Here is an 18180-nt window from a genome sequence, read left to right as displayed (position 1 = left end):
GATGCCCTCCCACACCACCGATCGGGTCATCGAAGTCCATGACCTGCGAAAGAATTTCGGCCGCTTCACCGCGCTCGACGGGCTCGACCTGCGAGTCGGCCCCGGCGAGATCCACGGGTTCCTCGGCCCCAACGGCGCAGGCAAGTCCACCACGATCCGGGTGCTGCTCGGCGTGCTGCGCGCCTCCGGCGGCGAGGCGGCGCTGTTCGGCCGCGACCCGTGGACCGATGCGGTCGCCCTGCATCACCGGATCGCTTATGTCCCAGGCGATGTCACACTATGGCCGTCGCTGTCGGGCGGCGAGACGATCGACCTGCTCGCCCGGATGCGCGGCGGGCTCGACCAGACGAGGCGCGCCGAACTGATCGAGCGTTTCGAGCTGGATCCGACCAAGAAGGCCCGCACCTATTCCAAGGGCAACCGGCAGAAGGTCGCCCTGGTCTCGGCGTTCTCGGCCGACGCGGATCTGCTCGTCCTCGACGAGCCGACCTCGGGTCTGGACCCGCTGATGGAGCAGATCTTCCAGGACTGCGTCCGCGAAGCCGCGGCCCGCGGGGCGACCGTGCTGTTGTCGAGCCACATCCTGTCTGAGGTCGAGCACCTGTGCGACCGGGTGACGATCATCCGCGCAGGCCGCACGGTCGAATCCGGCTCGCTGGACCAGCTGCGGCATCTGAGCCGCACCGCGATCACGGCCGAACTGATCGGCGATCCGGGCGATGTCGGCGCGCTGCCGGGTGTCGACGATGTCGAGGTCGACGGCTCCACGCTGCGCTGCCAGGTCGACGCCGAGCACCTCGGCACGCTGATCCGCGTCCTCGGTGACGCGGGCGTGCGCAGCCTGACCAGCGCACCGCCCACGCTCGAGGACCTGTTCCTGCGGCACTACCACGTCGAGAGCGGCGCGGCGGTCGACGGCGAGAAGGTGCGGGCATGACCACCATCGCCGCCACCCCGAGATTCGTCGGAACCACCCGCACCGCAAGCGAATTCGCGGGCACCGGGCAGATGCTGCGGCTGTATCTGCGGCGCGACCGGATCATCGCGCCCGCGTGGTCGCTGCTGATCGGGCTGATGCCCGCGCTGCAGGTCGTCTCGGTCAAGGACCTCTATGCCACCCAGCAGCAGCTGGACAGCTTCGCCTCGACCACGGCGGCCAGTCCCGCGCTGCTGGCCATGTACGGTCCGGTGTTCAATTCCTCGCTCGGGTCCATCGGCACCTGGAAGGCCGGGGCGATGTACGCGATGATCGCGATCGCCGCCGTGCTCACGGTGATCCGGCACACCAGGGTCGAGGAGGAGACCGGGCGGGCGGAACTGGTCGGCGCCACCAGCATCGGCCGTTTCGCCGGGCTCACCGGCGCGCTGCTGCTGACCTTCGGCGCTGCGGCGGTGGCCGGAATCGCCTGCGCCGCTTCGCTGATGGCCGCCGACCTGCCCGCGGCGGGCTCGGTGGCGTGGGGCGCGGCGCTGGCCGCCTCCGGTTTCGTGTGGGCCGCCGTGGCCGCGGTCGCCGCCCAGCTGAGCAACGGGGCTCGGATCGCGCGCGGTGTCGCGCTCGGCGCGCTGGGTGCCGCCTTCGCGGTGCGCGCGGTGGGTGACGCCGGAAACGGTGTGCTGTCGTGGTTCTCGCCGCTGGGCTGGTGCCTGCAGATCCGTCCGTACGCCGAGGAACGCTGGTGGGTGCTCATCCCGCTCGCCGCCGTCGCCGTCGGCGCGACCCTGCTCGCCTACCAGCTGCTACGCACCCGCGACCTCGGTGCGGGCCTGCTCGCCGAACGCCCCGGCCTTGCCGCGGCGGGCCCGGCTCTCTCGGGCCCGGTCGGTCTGGCCTGGCGGTTGCAGCGCGGCTCGATGCTCGGCTGGACGGTCGGTTTCGGCCTGTACGGCCTGCTGATCGGTGGCGCGGTGAACAGCATCGGCGGCATGCTCGACGACAGCGGCACCCTGCGGGACGTGGTCACCGCGCTGGGCGGCTCCGACGACCTGGAGAAGTCGTTCATCGCCTACGCGATCACCATGCTGGCGGCGGCCGCGGCCGCGTACTCGGTGTCGTCGGTGCTGCGCCTGCACGAGGAGGAGAACTCGGGTCGTGCCGAAGCGGTGCTTGCGGCGGCGGTGGGCCGGGTGCGGTACGCGGCGAGCCACCTGCTGTTCGCGGTCGCCGGGCCCGCGGTGGCTCTGCTCGTCTCGGGCATCGGGATCGGGATCGTGTGGGGCGCCGTCGATGGCGATGTCGTCGGCAAGCTCGGTCAGTCGCTCGGTGCCGTCGCGGTGCAGCTGCCCGCGGTCTGGGTGGTCACCGCGATCGCCCTGCTGCTGTTCGGTGTCGTACCGAAGTACGCGCCGCTGGCCTGGGCGGTGCTGAGCGCGATGATCGTGATCGTGCTGCTCGGTTCGCTCGGCACGTTCCCGCAGTGGCTGATGGATCTGGTGCCGTTCGTCCACCCGCCCAAGCTGCCCGGCGCGACCTTCGACATCGTCCCGATCGCCTGGCTTCTCGCCGTCACGATCGCGGGCACCGTCCTCGGCCTGGCGGCCTTCCGGCGCCGCGACCTGCGCTGAGCGAACCGGGCCGGCGCGGGGTTCCGCGTCGGCCCGCTCGGCTAGTAGGCGCCGTCCCCGCGTGTGACGACCCCGATGGTCCGCGCGATCAGCGCGACATCGAGCACCATGGACCAATTCTCGACATAGGACAGATCCAGGCGCACCGAGTCCTCCGGCGACAGATCAGACCGCCCGCTGACCTGCCACAACCCGGTGAGCCCGGGCTTCACCAGCAAGCGCCTGCGCATCTCGCCGTCATAACTGTCGACTTCACGCTGCACCTGGGGCCGCGGCCCCACCACGCTCATCTCGCCGCGCAGCACGTTGCAGAACTGCGGCAGCTCGTCGAGGCTGTACTTGCGCAGGAACCGCCCGACCTGCGTCACCCGCGGATCATCCTTGACCTTGAAGAACACCGGGTTGCCACCGTGCTGCTCGATCAGATCGTCCACCGCGGTGTCGGCATCGAGGCGCATGCTGCGGAACTTGATCATCCGGAACGGCACACCGTCGCGGCCGATGCGCTCGGACAGATAGAACACCGGCCCCGCACTGGTCGCCTTCACCGCGACCGCGATGGCTACCAGGATCGGCGCGCTGAGCACCAGCACCGCCGCGGCGAAACAGAAGTCGAACAGTGCCTTGCGACTGGACTTCGCCCGGCCGTATCGCGGCCGGTCGATGTGCAGCATCGGCATCCCGGCGACGAGGCGGTGCGTCAGCCGCACGCCTGCGATGTCGGCGACACCGGGCGCCACGATGAGATCGACCCCGAGCGGATCCAATTCCCATGCCATACGACGCAATTCGGCCGGGCCGAGATGGTCGGTGGCCGCCACGGCGACCGACTCCGCCGCGCTGCGCCGCACCGCGTCGAGCACCGAGCGGTCGTCGCCGAGCACCGACGGCCCGCCGTGCCTCTCGAATCGCCCGTCGCCCGAGCCCGCGGGCACACACACCCCCACCACGCGATAGCCGGAGCCGGGATCATCGGTGAACGCGGTGGCCATCGCGTGGGCGGCCTCGGGCGAACCGACGACGAGTACCGCGGTGTGACACCGGCCCTCGGCCCGCCAGTGCCGCAGCCGCTGCCGCCAGGCCAGCCTGCCCGCGACGAGAGCGAGCAGGCCCGCGGGCAACGCGATAGCGAGATACCCTCGCGCGACCTCGACCCGGCAGAGCAGCGCGAGGATCGCGAGGACGCCGAACAACCGCAGGGTCGCCGAAACCAGCCTGCGGAATTCCTCGCTGCCGGTGCCGATCACCTGGGGGGCGCGGGTGCCGTAACCGTGCAGGAGGGCCAGCCAGCCCGCCGCCAGCGCCAAGGTCACCACCGAGTAGCCGACCTCGTAGGGCAGCGGCCAGGCCAGCGGCGGCGCGGCCGGGCCACCGAAGCGGATGGCCTGCGCGGCGACGACGGCGCCGAGCACCGCGACGGTGTCGGTGACGACCAGCCGCTGCGCGAACGCCGCCTGCCAGCTCTCACGCCGCGCACGGCCCAGCGCCTGTGCCGCGGTGGCGACCTCGACTTCGCCACCACCGGTGAGCTCGAAGCTCATGAACCCACACCTCTTCTTCGGGAGACGCACCGTTTCCCGAACCCCGTTGATCCGAACGCGGCCGAAATGACCGTCCTACTTCCCCACGATTCGATGCCCGCCCGCTGATTGTTACAGACCATTTGCTGGTGGTCACACCGAAATGTCAGCGGTACAACGGATCCGAGAGTTAGCCAGATACCACCGCAGCCGCCGGGCGGGCAACCGTAGACCCATGGCTATTCGATATGAATGCAGGACAATCGCTTTCCCGAGTGGGTGGCATCACACGGCGACGAGCAATGGTCGGCGACGCCGGCGGATAGCCGACCTGGCGAAATCCTGGCCGACTTCGAAACATATCACGAATCAATATCGGTCCCAGAGGTTTCAAGTGCCACCCCCACGGCGTCTGGCTGTAACGTCTCGGACCGCCGGACCGACTTCCGGCATGTCCGGCATCGGCCGTGACAGTTTTCGCGATCGTGTAAAAGGTGGGGCCCCTGCGTGCAATGTCGACTCTGTGATTCCGATCGGCTCACGAGTGTGCTCGACCTGGGTGCCACCCCGCCGTGTGAGAGTTTCCTCGACCGCGACCAGCTCGATCTGCCGGAATCGACGTTTCCCCTGCATCTGAGACTGTGCGAGGACTGCCTGCTGTTGCAGATCCCCGCGCTGATCACCCCCGAGGACACCTTCACCGAGTACGCGTACTTCTCCTCGTATTCCGAGAGCTGGGTGCGCCACGCCGAGCGTTTCGTCGACACCGCCGCCGAGCGTCTGGGGCTCAACGCGGAGTCGTTCGTCGTCGAGGTGGCCAGCAACGACGGGTACCTGCTGCGTCACGCGGTGGCGCGCGGCATCCGCTGCCTCGGCATCGAACCGTCGGTCAATGTGGGCAGGGCGGCGCGGACGGCCGGTGTGCCCACCGAAACGGCGTTCCTGGACGAGGACTCGGCCGCGCGGGTGCGCGCCGAACACGGGCCGGCCGACCTGGTGGTCGCCAACAATGTCTACGCCCACATCCCCGACCTGCGCGGCTTCACCCGAGCGCTGCGGGGATTGCTCAGCGATGACGGCTGGCTGAGCATCGAGGTGCACCACGCCCTGAATCTGGTCCAGCTCGGCCAGTTCGACACCGTGTATCACGAGCACTTCCAGTACTACACCGTCCATTCCGCGCAGCGCGCGCTGGCGGTGGGCGGGCTCACCGTCGTCGATGTGGAGCTGCTCGACACCCACGGCGGTTCGATCCGGCTGTGGGCGCGCCCCGACGCGGTCGCGGAGCCGACAGCGCGGGTCTCGGCGGTGCTCGAGCTGGAACGGGCGGCGGGCCTGCACGTTCCCGAGGGGTACGCCGCGCTGGGACCGCGCGCGGAATCGGTGCGCCTGGAACTGCTGCGCTTCCTGCTCGAGTGCCGGGCGGCGGGCAAGCGGGTCGTCGGGTACGGCGCCCCGGGTAAGGGCAACACGCTGCTCAACTACTGCGGTATCCGGCCCGACCTGCTCGAGTACACCGTGGACCGCAACCCCTACAAGCACGGCCGCTACACCCCCGGCACCCGCATCCCGATCCATCCGCCGGAACGCATCGATGCCGACCGCCCGGATGTGGTGCTGGTGCTGCCCTGGAATCTCGAAACCGAGATCACCGCCCAGCTGCGCCATGTCGGCGACTGGGGTGGCGAACTGGTCTATCCGCTGCCGGTGCTGCACCGCGGCGACATTCTCGGCGACCCGGTGGTGGCCGGTGCCATGGAAACGAAGGTGAACCGATGAAGGTCGTGTTGTTCTGCGGCGGTTACGGCATGCGCATGCGCGGCGGTTCCGAGGACGTCGTGCCCAAGCCGATGCAGCTGGTCGGCCCGCGCCCGCTGCTGTGGCACGTGATGCGCTACTACGCCCACTACGGTCACAAGGAGTTCGTGCTGTGCCTGGGTTATGGTGCCGAGCACATCAAGAACTTCTTCCTCACCTATCAGGAGACGGCGTCCAACGATTTCGTCATCCGCGACGGTCAGGTCCAGCTGCTCGGCACCGATATCAGCGACTGGTCGATCACCTTCGTCGACACCGGGGTGGAATCGGCGATCGGCGAGCGGCTGCGGCGGGTGCGTGAACATCTCGACGGTGACGAGTACTTCCTGGCCAACTACGCCGATGTACTCACCGACGCACCGCTGGACACGATGATCGAACGTTTCCACGCCTCGGGTGCGGCCGCGTCGATGATGGTGGTGCCACCGCAGTCCTCGTTCCACTGTGTGGACATCTCCGAGACCGGTGAGGTGAAGAACATCATGCCGGTGGCGCGAATGCCGTTGTGGGAGAACGGCGGCTACTTCGTGCTGAGCCAGGAGATCTTCGATCTGCTGCCGCCCGGCGGTGATCTGATCGCCGATGCGTGCGATGCGCTGGCCGGGCAGGGCAGGCTTTTCGGCTACCGGCATCTGGGTTTCTGGAAGCCGGCCGACACGTTCAAGGAGCGCGCCGAACTCGACGACGCCTACCGCGACGGTGCGCGTCCGTGGATGGTGTGGGAATCGGCGTGATCGGACTGTTCACCCGCCCGCCGAAGCGGATCGCGGTGCTCGGCGCGCACTGCGACGACATCGCGATCGGGATGGGCGCCACCCTGCTGGCGCTGACCGGCGCCGATCCCGAGATGGAGGTCCGGGCCTTGGTGTTGTCGGGGGCGGGCACCGCGCGTGCGGACGAGGAGCGCGCGGCGCTCACCGCGTTCTGCTCCGGCACGAAACCCGACCTCGAGGTGCTCGACATCCCCGACGGTCGCGCGCCCGCGCACTGGGACCGGATCAAGGACGCACTGGCCGGGTTCCGGCGCGGCGGCGAACCCGAGGTGGTGTTCGCCCCGCATCGCGGTGACGCCCACCAGGACCACCGGTTGCTGGCCGAACTCGTGCCGACCGAGTTCCGTGACCACCTGATCCTCGGCTACGAAATCCTCAAGTGGGAGACCGACACCCCGGCACCCACCCTGTACCACCCGCTCACTCCGGAACTCGCGCAGCGCAAGTCGCGGCTGCTGCACGAGCACTATCCGTCACAGACAGGCCGCGACTGGTTCGACGAGCAGGCCTTCCTCGGTCTGGCCCGGATGCGTGGTGTGCAGTGCCACGCGCCCTATGCCGAGGCGTTCGTGCTCGACAAGGCGATCATCAGATGGGAACAGACGTGAACATGCGGGTACTGGTCACCGGGCACCAGGGTTATCTCGGCACCGTGATGGTGCCGGTGCTGCGGGCGGCCGGCCATGAGGTCACCGGTCTGGACATCGGCTACTTCGCCGACTGCCTGCTCGGCGAGTTCGCCGGTGACCCCACGGGATTGGCGGTCGATCTGCGCGAGGTCACCGTCGAGCAGTTGCGCGGCTTCGACGCGGTGATCCACCTGGCCGCGCTGTCCAACGATCCGCTGGGCGCGCTGGCTCCCGAGATCACCTACGACATCAACCATCACGCGTCGGTGCGGCTGGCCCGTCTCGCCAAGGAGGCCGGGGTGCGCCGCTTCCTCTACGCCTCGACCTGCTCGGTGTACGGCGCCGCGGGCGCCGAACTGGTCACCGAGGACGCGCCGTTGCGCCCGATCACCCCGTACGCGCAGAGCAAGGTGCGTGTCGAGGACGATGTCGCCGCCCTGGCCGATGCCGATTTCATCCCGGTATTCCTGCGCAACGCCACGGCTTTCGGCTTCTCCCCGCGGCTGCGCGCCGATATCGTGCTCAACAACCTGGTCGGCTACGCGGTACTCACCGGTGAGGTGAAGGTGCTCTCCGACGGCACGCCGTGGCGCCCGCTGGTGCATGCCGAGGACATCGCGATCGCCTTCGCCACCTGCCTGACCGCGCCCGCCGCCGACATCTCCTGCCGCGCGTTCAATATCGGCACCGAGGTCAACAATCTGACCGTCGCCGAGATCGCCGCCGCGGTGGTGGACGCGGTGCCGGGTTCGCGACTGCTGATCACCGGCGAGAGTGGTGCCGATCCCCGCTCGTATCGCGTCGATTTCTCTTCCGCGCGTAAGGTTCTCGGCTTCGAGGCGCGCTGGACGGTGCCCGCGGGCGCCGAGGAACTGTGCACCGAATACACCGCACGCGGGCTCACCTCCGACGCGTTCTTCCGCCGGTTCACCCGGTTGCCGCATCTGCAGGGGCTGTGCGACGCGGGTGAAATCGACGCGCGGCTGCGCCGGATCAGTGCGCCGGCGCCAGCGTAGCGCGCAGCTGCGCCCAGCTGCCCGCCTGCGCGTCACGCGCCGAGACGATGCCTGCGGGCAGCGGCCAGGCGATGGCCAGGTCGGGGTCGTCGTAGGCGACCCCGAGGTCCTCGGCCGGGTCGTGCGGGCGGTCGATGCGGTAGCAGACGTCGGCGACCTCGGTGAGCGCCTGGAATCCGTGCAGGAACCCGGGCGGCACGTACAGGTGGTGGAAGTGCTCGTCGTCGAGCCGGAACCCTTGGCGCGCACCGAAAGTCGGCGAGCCGGGCCGGATGTCGACGAGCACGTCATGCACCGCACCGCGTGCGCAGCGCACCAGTTTCGCCTCCCCACGGCCACCACGTCCGTGCATGCCGCGAATCACTCCTCGCCTGGATCGCGACTGCGAGTCCTGCACGAATGCCGCGGCGGCGCCCTCCCTCCCGAGGTGGGCGTCGAATTCCCCGGCGTCGAAGGTCCGGGTGAACAGACCACGCTCGTCTCGGAACGGCTCGGGAACGAGCACCACCACGTCGGCCAGCTCGGCCCGCTCGATACGCACGAGGACATCCTGCCATGACTCGCCGGTGCCGCGGCTGCGGAAATTCCGCGCTCACTACCGTCCTCGACCTGGGCACTGTCCCCGCTGCCGATCACTTCCCACCGCACAACAGCCCCGTCGATCCGACGGAGACCGGTCATCCGCTGCGGATGGACCAGTGCGTGGGATGCGGGCTGGCTCAGCTGGCCGACGACGACACCGTCACCGCCGAACCACGCGGCATCGAACCGCAGGCGCTGCGCGATCAGGCGGCGGCTGCCGTGCGGCTGGTGCACACGGCCGGCCTGCTGCACGGGCCGACGGTGACCGAGTTCGGCAGCCCGCACGGCGGCACCTGGCTCCCGTTGCTCACCGAGCACGGCTTCACCGAGCGGACCGAGGGTGCGGCGGAGGTGGTTCTCGATTGTTTCGGCATCATGCACGAGCCCGATCAGCGGGCCGCGTTCGCCGCGCGCGCCGCCGCGACTGCCCCGGACGGCGTGCTGCTGGTGCAATACCACTCGCTGGCCGCCATCGTCCGGCAGGGACAGTGGAATGCGTTGCGGCACGGGCATTTCGCGTACTACTCACTGGCGACGCTGCAAGCTCTGCTGCGCGCGGCGGGGATGAGTGTGGTGACCGCGTGGGAGTTCGAACTCTACGGCGGCACTGTGCTCTTGGCCGCCCGCCACGGTGAGCACGCCTCCGCTCCGGCTGTCGAGCGGGTGCTGGCCGCCGAAGCCCAGGTGCTCGTCGGGTCGACGCCCGACCTGCAGCACGTCGTCGACAAGCACGTTCACGCACTTCGTGAATGGCTGGAAATCGCTGCCGCACAAGGCACTCGGGTGTATGCCTATGGCGCCGCGTCCCGCGCCGTCGCCCTGCTGTCCATGGCGGGCGCGCGACGCGGCCTGCTCGCCGGTGTCGCCGACGCCTCTCCCGCCAAACAGGGCTGCCGGATGCCGGGCACCGATGTGCCCATCATCTCCCCCGCCGAACTCGTCGCCGCCGACCCCGGCGCCGTCCTGCTGACCCTGCCCGATCTGCTCACCGAAGTGCGCACCCGGCTCCCCGAGCTCGAGGGCCGCTGGTTCGTCGACGACCCTGCCGGGCCGACGGCACCTACGGCATGAGCGCATCGACCATGCGGGGCAGGGTGCGGGACCGGTCGTGACGGGTGGCGATATGCGCGCGGCCCGCTTCCCGTAGCCGCGCCCGCAGCCGCGGGTCGTGCACGAGCCGGCGCAGTGCCTCGCCCAGCGCGACCGGATCATCGGGGGCAACGCACAGCGCGACATCGTCGGTGACATGGCCGCCATGGTCGGTGGCCACCACGGGAACACCCAGGCTCATCGCCTCGAGCACCACCAGCGGGCCCGCTTCGGGCAGCACACTCGCCGATACCAGCACGTCCCATCCGCGCACGGTCACCAGCGGGTCGACGTGCCCGAGGAAGCGAACCCGGCCCGCCAGATCGGGGCGAGCCGCCCGCTCTCGCAGTGCGGCCAGATACGGTTCGTCACCCGGCAGGGCGGTACCCGCGATCTCGATACTTACCTCGGGCAGTTCGGCGGCGGCGGCCAGCAGCACGTGATGGCCTTTCCACGCCGTGATCACGCCGAGTATGCCGATCACCGGGGGCCTGCGCTCCACGATCGGGGCGGCCTCGACCGGCCACTCCACCCCCAGCCACGCGACATCCACGTCGAATCCCAGCGCCCGCACCGGCGCGGCCGCGCGCCCGGAGACCGCGACGGCCCGGCCGACGGCCCGGCGCCCCATCCTGGCGACCACGAATTGCCGTCGGCTGGCCAGAATGTCGTGCACCAGCCAGACCGTCGACCGGCGGCGCGGCACCGACAGTGCCACCGCGGGCAGGGCCATGGTCGAGTTGACCACCAGCTCCACGCTGCCGCCACGCGACACCTTACGCAGCACGATCGCGGCCTGAACCCACCGCCACAGCATGACCAGCGCGGCCTGGACGCGCGCCGCGCCCTGCTGACCGGTCAACCCGAGTTCCCGGATCGGGAGGTGGCCGACCGAGTCGGGCAGCCGGGCGCTGAGCGGACCTGCCGGGCAGACCACCCGCACCCGGTAGCCACGCGCCACAGCCACTTCGACGACATCGAGCATGACCTTCTCGGCGCCGGAGGCCTGCGCGGTGTGGGCGACGAACACCAGCTCCCGCACCCCGCTATCGACCGGCACGCAACACCTCGGCATGAGTGCGCAGCACGGTCACGGCCGGCTTTTCGGTGTAGTCACGTCGCAGCATCCCGAAGTTCTGTTCGAGATCGTTGCTGTCGGGACCGGCATCGACAAGGGAGTAGACGAAAACGGGTCCGACATCGTGGATCGCGGTGACCAGACCGAGTCCCTGCTCGATGATCCTGGCCTGCACGTCCTCGCTGACAGCCCGCGCACCGGTTCCGGTCGGCGCACCGAACTCGGTGGGCCACAACTGCATGGTGGTGTCGTGGTGGGAGTCCATGATCCGCCGGATCCGCATCAGGTTCCCGAACGCGTTGTACCAGCTCTGCGAGTCCGGCAGCTCGGGGTAGGAGTACGGGTGCACGGCGATCGCGTCGAAGTCGGCGTCGGCGCCGAGTTCGTAGAGGTCCTCGACGAACGACGTCGGCGAGATGTCCTGGCCGTTGTCGGCCGCGGGCGCCAACCCGCCGACGAGGACCTGCCCGTGCGGCTGCCGCGCGCGCACCGCCTGGGCGGCCTGGCGCAGCAGATGGGCGTAGGTGGCGACATCGGGGCGCGGCGCGAAGAACGCCGTGACGTTGGGTTCGTTCCAGATCTCCCAGTGTGCGATCTGGTTCTTGTAGTGCTCGACGGCGTCACCGACGAACCGGCCGAACAGCACCGGTTGCGGGGCGGCTTTGCTGCCGCCGACACCACCGTGGGGGCCTGCCCAGGCCGGTGCGTAGGTGAGGATCGCCAGCACCGACAGATCGTGTGCCCGTGCCGCCCGTACCGCGCGGTCGGTCGCCGACCAATCTTGTTTTCCGCGAACGGGTTCGATCACCGACCAGTCGATATCGATGCGGACCCAGGTGGCGCCGGTCGCGGCGACCAGACCCATCTGCCGATCCAGTTCTTCGGCGCTGAGCTGGAGCCAGGAGTGGCCGCCGGAGATTCCCAGACCTGATCGGATCACGGTGTCAGTGCTCGCGGTCGGCTCCGGCGCGCAACCGAGCACTGTCGCCAGGACGACCACCGCGGTCAGCCCCGCCCGAGCGATCCGCCACAGTGTCATCAGTTTTCGGCCCTCGCAAGCTTCGTATCGTCAATCCCTCGGTCCTTCGCATGATGCTTCCGGCGATGAGAAGGTATATCAGGCAGGCCACGGCCGAGGTGAGAATCCACGGTGGGGACCAACGGTGCGCGATCGCGGTCGCCGCGGCGATCACCGCGACGGCCACACCGGTGACCGCGAGCAGCGTCGTCACCGGCAGCAACCGCCGCATCCGCACGGTCGTCAGCACACCCAGCCAGACGGCGGCCAGCAGCACCACCTGCGCCGCCAGGCCCGCGATGACGGCGCCCTCGTAGGACATCCGCGCGATCAACGGCCACGCCACGGCGAGGTTCACGCCCAGGGCGGCCGCCGCGATCCAGGGAATCAGAATGTTGCGGCCGGTGGCCATCAATGCCACCAGGCCCAGGTGTGCCAGGGCCCCGAGCAGCCCGCCGACGACCTGGAGGCGGCTGGCATCGGCCGCGGCAACGAAGTTCGTGCCGAACAGCAGCCCGACCACCTGCCCCGCGACCGGCCAGAAGGCCACCAGCGCCGTGAGCCCGAGCACGATCAGTGCCGCGTTGGCCTGGCGGAAGAAGCGCCGGAACCGCACCGGATCATCCGGCCACAAGGCGATCAGCAGGGTCGTCAGCGGTCCGACCACCGCCACCGCCGCGGTATCGAGCAGATCGGAGAACTTCATGCCGACCGCGAAAAGGCCGACGGACTCGAAGCTGTCGACATGCCCGAGCAGCAGCAGCCCGACCTTCTGCAGCATGATGATCAACGCCAGCCCGATACTCAGCGGCAGCGCCTCGCGCAGCATCGGGCTCCACCAGCTCAGCTCGACGCGCCGGGCCGGGATGGGCCCGCCGAGCCCGCGCGCCACCGCGATGATCTTCACTGTCACGGCGACGACCTCGTAGGCGATGGCGGGCACCACGACGAGGAGCAGGGTCGGCGCCCACAGCACCGCCGCCACGGTCAAGGCCAGCTGCACGCAGCGGGCCAGGGACTCGGCCGCGGCCACCAGGGTGAGCCGCATCGTGGATTGGAACAGGATGGTCAACGCGTGGCTCGGAGTGGCGATCACCACCACCAGTCCGGCGAGCGCGGTGGCCGCGACCACCGGTGCCGGACAACGTAATACGAGCACATACCCGATGGCGAGCCCGTATCCGACCAGTCCGAGCACCGTGCGCAGCACGATGAACGAGGTGGCGATCTCGGCGGCCTCGGTGGGGTCACCGTGCACCAGTTTGCCGATGACCGCGCGCCCGACCCCGAGGTCGGTGATGATCGCGAGCATGCCGAGCAACCCGAAAACGAACGAGAAGTAACCCCATTCGACCGCGGGGAGCATGCGGGCGATGAGCGTGGTGCCGAGCAGGCCGAGCACGGCGGCGAAGACCCGGGCGGCCAGCATCGCCGCGGTGTTGTTGGCCGCGGCACGACCCGACTGCGCCCGGGACCGGTTCTCGGTGGGGCGGGGTGGCGCGGAGACGGCCTCGTCCGTCACGACATCAGCCCGGCCGCACGATAGGCGGCGACTGTCGCCTCCGCCGTCGCCTGCCAGCTCAGTTCGGCCATCGCGGCCAGTCCGCGCGCACGCAACTCCCGGTTGGCTGCGTCGTCGTGCAGCAGGGGGCGGAGGGCGCGCACCCACGATTCGGTGGTCGCGTCGGCCACCAGTACCGCGCCGTCACCGCAGACCTGGGGCAGCGCACCGACCGCGCTCGCGACGACCGCGCCGCCGCAGGCCATCGCCTCGACCGGCGGCAGCCCGAAGCCTTCGTACTGCGAGCTGTAGGCGACCACGGTGGCGGCCGCGTACAACGCGGGCAGATCCGCCAGGTCGACGTAACCGAGCCCGATCGCGCCGCTCGGCGCCTGCGGACCATCGGATCCGGCACCGGCCAGCACGAGCGGGACGTCGAGGTCGCGTGCCACCTCGGCCAGCATCGCGACTTGTTTGCGCGGTTCGACGGTGCCGACCTGCAGCACGAACCGCTGCGGCAGCTGATACCGGGCGCGCACCCGCGCCACGGCCGCCTCGCCGGGTACCCGCGCCCAGTCGGCCGGAGCCAGCGGCACCACCACCGCCTCGCGACCGAAACGGTCCGCGATCCGCTGCGCGGTGAATTCCGAGACGGCGATGAGCAAGTCGGCGCGGGTCAGCGACATCCGCACCAGCAGCTGCTCACCACGTGCCCGATACCGGCTGAACGCCCACGGCACATCGAAGACCGACAGGTCGTGCACCGTACTCACCGTGGCGCCCGGACCGGACAGGGGAATATCGACGTCGAGACCGTGGAAGACATCCACGCCGCGTAGTGGCGCGATCCCGTGCCAGGCCCGGCGGGCCCCCGCCGCGACCGGCCGCGACAACGCCGCGATGCCTGCCGGCAGCGCGGGCGCGGCGTCGGCCTGCACCAGCGCCGACATCGCGGTTCCTGGCATCAGCCCGGTCATCCGCCCCAGCAGCTCCCGCTGATAGGTCGCCACTCCCGCCCCGTTCGGGCGCAATGCCAGCGCACCGAAACACACTGCGGGGCTGGAACTTTCACTGTTCACGTTACCTGCTCGGGGACAGAGCTGCGCTCGGCGGCCGGGGACGGGGACTGCTGCTGGGTGACGGCGCAGCCGACGACCGCGGCCAGCAACCAGAAGTAGAAATCACTCGGGAAGATCTCGAAGTAGCTCGACGCCACCGCCGCCACCGCGCTGGCCAGCACGGCCGCAGCGACACCGAGCGCCAGGGCCGAATCGGGCCCGCGCATCGTGCGGGACGAGCGCAGCGCCATCAGGTAGATCACCACCAGGCTCGCCGAGAACAGCCACACCCCGATCGGCCCCAGTTCGATGAGCAGCTTCACGTAGTAGTTGTCGGGTTGATAGGGGCGGCCATAGATCTGGACTTCGCCGGTGGCGTACGGCATTTCCCCGGCCATCGGGCCCAGTTCCTCGACCAGCAGCCGCGCGGCCGCGGCGCCGGTCGAGCCGAGTCCGTCGCCGAAGGGATGACTGCCGACGGTCCGCATGACGGTGTTCCAGCCGGTCCCCCGATCGGCCAGGCTCGACGAGGAGAACAGCGAACTGCTGGCCTGCGACGACACCGCGATCCCCCCGATCGCGACCACCGCCACCGAGCCGACGAGCACCGGCATCAACTGGCGCCGGTAGCGCACCACCGCCAGCAGCAGGGCACCCACCAGCAGCCCGGCCAGCGCGGCACGCACCACACTCGCCGCGACACCGAGGACCAGAATCGGCGTCGTCATCAGGAACAGCCGATTGCGCGCGCGTTTGGGATTCGCGAGTGCGACCGACCCGCCGACGAGCAGGACCATCACCAGGTAGAACGCATACGGAAACGGCTGGTTGAAGGTGCTGAAAGAACGCAGCAGGCCGCCGGCGAAGCGGATCGTCTCGTTGTACTTGTAGCCCATCTGGGCCAGGCCCGCGCCGCCGATCACCTGCTGGGCCAGGCCGAACAGCGCGATCGCCACCGACTCCACCATCATGATCGTCACCAGCAGATCGCGGTCGCGCGCGGTGAACGGGCGCAGATACAGGATCAGCGGGACCACGATGAAGTAGAAGAACGTGATCTTGATGGCGAACAGTCCGAGCGTCCCGGCCGTGACGAACGCCGACACCACCCCGAAAACACACAGCGCGGCGCCGAAAGACCACCACGGCACCACCGGACGCGGATCGGTCTGCCGGTGCGGGACGAAGACGGCCACCAGCAGGGTGAGTCCGAGCAGCGCCTCCTTCCAGCCGTTGACCTGCATCCAGCCCGGCGCGATCTCGAGCAGACCGTTGAACGGGACCAGTGCGGCGACCAGCAGCACGCCACGCTGCGGCCGGAACCGGATCCAGCGCAGGAACACCCAACCCACCGGGATGGCTGCCAGGTACAGCAGCGAGCCCATGGTGCTCAGCCCTGCCCGGCCAGGCGCTTGGTCCGCGCACCGAGGCGCACCAGCGCCTGGCGCAGCACCTTGCCGTCGCCTGCCAGTACGTCGACCGGACCGACCAGGTCGCGGTATTCGCGCCGCGCATGGTGGTTGAACCGCAGCACATCGGAGAGCTTGCTGAGGGTCGACGTCGTGGAGGAATGGTTGAACACCGAAGCCCGGTTGACCGCCAGCACCCGGTTGTGACCGTAGAACCTGCCGCGCGCGCATAATCGCGCGACGAGATCTATGTCCATCGCATAGAAGAAGTCGGTGCGAAATCCCCCGGTCGCCTCGAATTCGTGGCGCCGGAACAGGAACGCGGCGGTCGGGCACAGCTCGTCGGGCAGCTTGCGCACGAACGCGCCGAGCGCCGTGCGCGACGAACACCGCCCGACCAGATTCCCCAGCCCGCGAGCCCGGGCGAGTACCGCGCCCGCGTCGTCGATGACGTCGAACTTGGCGCCGGCGACGGCGACCTCGGGATCGCGCAGCGAATCGACCTGCGCCGACAGGCAATCCGGGGTGATCAGGTCGTCGGCACACACGAGTTTGACCAGATCGCCGCTGGCCTGGCTCATCACCCGATTCCAGTTGTCGACCATCGGCAGCGCGGTGTCGTTGGTGCACAGCCGGATTCGCTCGTCGTCGAAGGACCGCACCAGGTCACCGGTGCCGTCGGTGCTGGCATTGTCGAGCACGACGATCTCGAAGTCCGCGAAATCCTGCGCGCGGATCGACTCGATGGTCTCGACGATCGTGCGTGCCGCGTTGAATGCCGGGACGCACACCGACACCGGTACCCCCACCACCGCACATCCTCCACACACTCATCGGGCCTGCGCCACGCGACGCGTGCCCGTTTCGTGCACAGTACCCGCCTAGCAACCGAGATTCACATCGACATCGGTGCACATCGTTTACCGAACGCGTGGTCGGGGTACTCGTGATGCCCACCACGTGCCACCGGGTTAGCGGCGCAGTGGAACCCCAGCTAACATCGCGGAAGCAAGATCGGCGAGATGTGGGGGAAGCGTGAGCGAGACCGACCCGGCGGACACGGGCGACGCGGACCCGGGGCGTCCGGCGATGTCCGGGGTGAACATCGCCGACCATCTGCGCCGGCTGGTTCGCGCCCTGCCGATCGCCCTGGTGGTCGCAGCCCTCGTCGGCGGTGTGGTGTGGCTGGTCCGCGACGGTAGCCCCCGCACCTACGAGGCGAGCCTCACCGCGCAGATCTCCCAGCAATCCATCGGCGCGGTGTTCAACGAGCTGACCCAGCCCTACATCGTGCTGGTCACCGAGAGCCGGGTGCTCTCGGATGTGGTGAAGAACGGGCTGGCGCCCTCGGAGAACGACCTGCGTCCCAGGGTTTCGGCGATGACCGGGCCCGCGCCGTCGCTGCTCATCATCAAGGCACAGGCCGGGTCGCCCGAGCAGGCCGAAAAGCTGGTGCTGGCGGTGCAGCAGTCGCTCGACAGTGTCGCGTCCCAGATGCGCACCGAGGCCATCGCCCGTTCGGCCGCCGATCTCGAGGTGCATCGGCGGGCCGTCGAAGACACCTTCACCAAACGGCTGGCCGAGGATCCGCTGCGCCCGGAACTCAGTTTCGATGCCAGGGATGTGGCGCGCGAGATGGAGTTCCGCCAGGTTCTCGGGATGCCGCGCCTGACCGTGATCGCCAATCCGACCTCGGAACTGGTCGCCCCGCACCCGGTCCAGGAGGGCCTGTTCGCGGGGCTGGCCACGCTGATCATCGTCGCCGAGGCGGTGGTGCTGGCGCGCGGTGCGCTCAGCCGCCGCACCGGGGGTACCGGTGGGCTCGGCGGTCGAACCGGCGGGTTGCGGCGTAGCCGGAAAGCCGAGACCGCGGTCGCCACAGCCGCCCCTGTTCCCGCCACAGCCACCCCTGTCCCCGCCGCGGCGCCCGGTCCCGCCGCCGCCCCGGCTCCAGCCCCAGCTCCAGCCCCGGCCCCGGCCCCGGCCCCGGCCCCGAAGCGTGACACCAGGACCTCGACGCCGGTGGCCTACGACCCCGAGACCACGGTGCTGCCCCGGCAATGGCCGGTTCGTGCCGCCCCGGTGCCGAAGACCACCGGATCGCGCGACGTCTAGACATGCGGT

Annotated in this window: 16 protein-coding genes; 8 read left to right on the top strand and 8 right to left on the bottom strand. The window is 69.5% G+C overall.

Going from position 1 to position 18180, the window contains the following annotated elements; translation table 11 throughout:
* Position 1: 1 nt before the first annotated feature.
* Both ACWF82_RS09825 and ACWF82_RS09820 read left to right on the top strand, forming a co-directional pair.
* Positions 2-937, top strand: a complete 936-nt coding sequence (locus ACWF82_RS09825; RefSeq protein WP_452499780.1) for an ABC transporter ATP-binding protein — start codon at positions 2-4, stop codon at positions 935-937.
* Complete coding sequence (locus ACWF82_RS09820; protein ID WP_452499778.1) at positions 934-2565, top strand: ABC transporter permease; 1632 nt, start codon at positions 934-936, stop codon at positions 2563-2565. The genes ACWF82_RS09825 and ACWF82_RS09820 overlap by 4 nt, the downstream gene beginning before the upstream one ends.
* 41 nt (positions 2566-2606) lie before the next feature.
* On the opposite strand, the gene ACWF82_RS09815 is transcribed toward ACWF82_RS09820, so the two are convergent.
* A complete protein-coding gene (locus tag ACWF82_RS09815; protein ID WP_452499776.1) occupies positions 2607-4106 on the bottom strand; it encodes a sugar transferase in 1500 nt (499 codons plus the stop codon).
* Positions 4107-4592: 486 nt separating this feature from the next.
* On the opposite strand from ACWF82_RS09815, the gene ACWF82_RS09810 reads away from it, so the two are divergent.
* Genes ACWF82_RS09810 through ACWF82_RS09795 form a run of 4 tightly spaced genes read left to right on the top strand, consistent with a single transcriptional unit; the run spans position 4593 to position 8321 of the window.
* Positions 4593-5864: a methyltransferase domain-containing protein gene (locus ACWF82_RS09810; RefSeq protein ID WP_452499775.1), complete on the top strand. Its 1272-nt coding sequence runs from the start codon at positions 4593-4595 to the stop codon at positions 5862-5864.
* Positions 5861-6637 (top strand): glycosyltransferase family protein, encoded by a 777-nt coding sequence (locus ACWF82_RS09805; RefSeq protein ID WP_189034294.1) that lies wholly within the window; start codon positions 5861-5863, stop codon positions 6635-6637. The genes ACWF82_RS09810 and ACWF82_RS09805 overlap by 4 nt, the downstream gene beginning before the upstream one ends.
* Positions 6634-7284 (top strand): PIG-L deacetylase family protein, encoded by a 651-nt coding sequence (locus tag ACWF82_RS09800; RefSeq protein WP_452500050.1) that lies wholly within the window; start codon positions 6634-6636, stop codon positions 7282-7284. The genes ACWF82_RS09805 and ACWF82_RS09800 overlap by 4 nt, the downstream gene beginning before the upstream one ends.
* Positions 7285-7286: 2 nt before the next feature.
* The gene (locus tag ACWF82_RS09795; RefSeq protein WP_452500048.1) at positions 7287-8321 is read left to right on the top strand and encodes an NAD-dependent epimerase/dehydratase family protein; all 1035 of its coding nucleotides are present in this window, start codon (positions 7287-7289) and stop codon (positions 8319-8321) included.
* Here ACWF82_RS09795 and rfbC read toward each other — a convergent pair.
* Entirely contained in the window at positions 8299-8862 is a 564-nt protein-coding gene (gene rfbC, locus ACWF82_RS09790; protein ID WP_452499773.1) for a dTDP-4-dehydrorhamnose 3,5-epimerase, read from the bottom strand. The two genes, ACWF82_RS09795 and rfbC, sit on opposite strands and share 23 nt — an antisense overlap.
* 14 nt (positions 8863-8876) lie before the next feature.
* Between rfbC and ACWF82_RS09785 the strand changes: the two genes are divergently transcribed.
* Positions 8877-9974: a class I SAM-dependent methyltransferase gene (locus ACWF82_RS09785; RefSeq protein WP_452499771.1), complete on the top strand. Its 1098-nt coding sequence runs from the start codon at positions 8877-8879 to the stop codon at positions 9972-9974.
* Here ACWF82_RS09785 and ACWF82_RS09780 read toward each other — a convergent pair.
* From ACWF82_RS09780 to ACWF82_RS09755, 6 genes are all read right to left on the bottom strand, one after another.
* Complete coding sequence (locus tag ACWF82_RS09780; RefSeq protein ID WP_452499769.1) at positions 9964-11052, bottom strand: glycosyltransferase family 4 protein; 1089 nt, start codon at positions 11050-11052, stop codon at positions 9964-9966. The genes ACWF82_RS09785 and ACWF82_RS09780 overlap by 11 nt on opposite strands.
* Positions 11039-12010, bottom strand: a complete 972-nt coding sequence (locus ACWF82_RS09775) for a beta-xylosidase (RefSeq protein WP_452499768.1) — start codon at positions 12008-12010, stop codon at positions 11039-11041. The genes ACWF82_RS09780 and ACWF82_RS09775 overlap by 14 nt, the downstream gene beginning before the upstream one ends.
* A 4-nt stretch (positions 12011-12014) precedes the next feature.
* Positions 12015-13610, bottom strand: a complete 1596-nt coding sequence (locus ACWF82_RS09770; RefSeq protein ID WP_452499766.1) for an oligosaccharide flippase family protein — start codon at positions 13608-13610, stop codon at positions 12015-12017.
* Positions 13607-14539 carry a glycosyltransferase family 4 protein gene (locus ACWF82_RS09765; protein ID WP_452500046.1) on the bottom strand — a complete coding sequence of 311 codons (933 nt, stop codon included), beginning with the start codon at positions 14537-14539 and terminating at the stop codon, positions 13607-13609. The genes ACWF82_RS09770 and ACWF82_RS09765 overlap by 4 nt, the downstream gene beginning before the upstream one ends.
* Positions 14540-14664: 125 nt before the next feature.
* Positions 14665-16032 carry an O-antigen ligase family protein gene (locus tag ACWF82_RS09760; protein ID WP_452499764.1) on the bottom strand — a complete coding sequence of 456 codons (1368 nt, stop codon included), beginning with the start codon at positions 16030-16032 and terminating at the stop codon, positions 14665-14667.
* Between the two features lie 5 nt (positions 16033-16037).
* Positions 16038-16868, bottom strand: coding sequence for a glycosyltransferase (locus ACWF82_RS09755; RefSeq protein WP_452499762.1), 831 nt, complete (start codon positions 16866-16868; stop codon positions 16038-16040).
* A 223-nt stretch (positions 16869-17091) separates the two neighbouring features.
* Between ACWF82_RS09755 and ACWF82_RS09750 the strand changes: the two genes are divergently transcribed.
* Positions 17092-18171, top strand: coding sequence for a hypothetical protein (locus ACWF82_RS09750; RefSeq protein WP_452499761.1), 1080 nt, complete (start codon positions 17092-17094; stop codon positions 18169-18171).
* The last annotated feature ends 9 nt before the right edge of the window (positions 18172-18180 follow it).

The sequence above is a fragment of the Nocardia sp. NPDC055053 genome (genome assembly GCF_053608285.1).
Note: the sequence above shows the minus strand (reverse complement) of the source record. Positions and strands in the feature narration are given on the sequence as shown.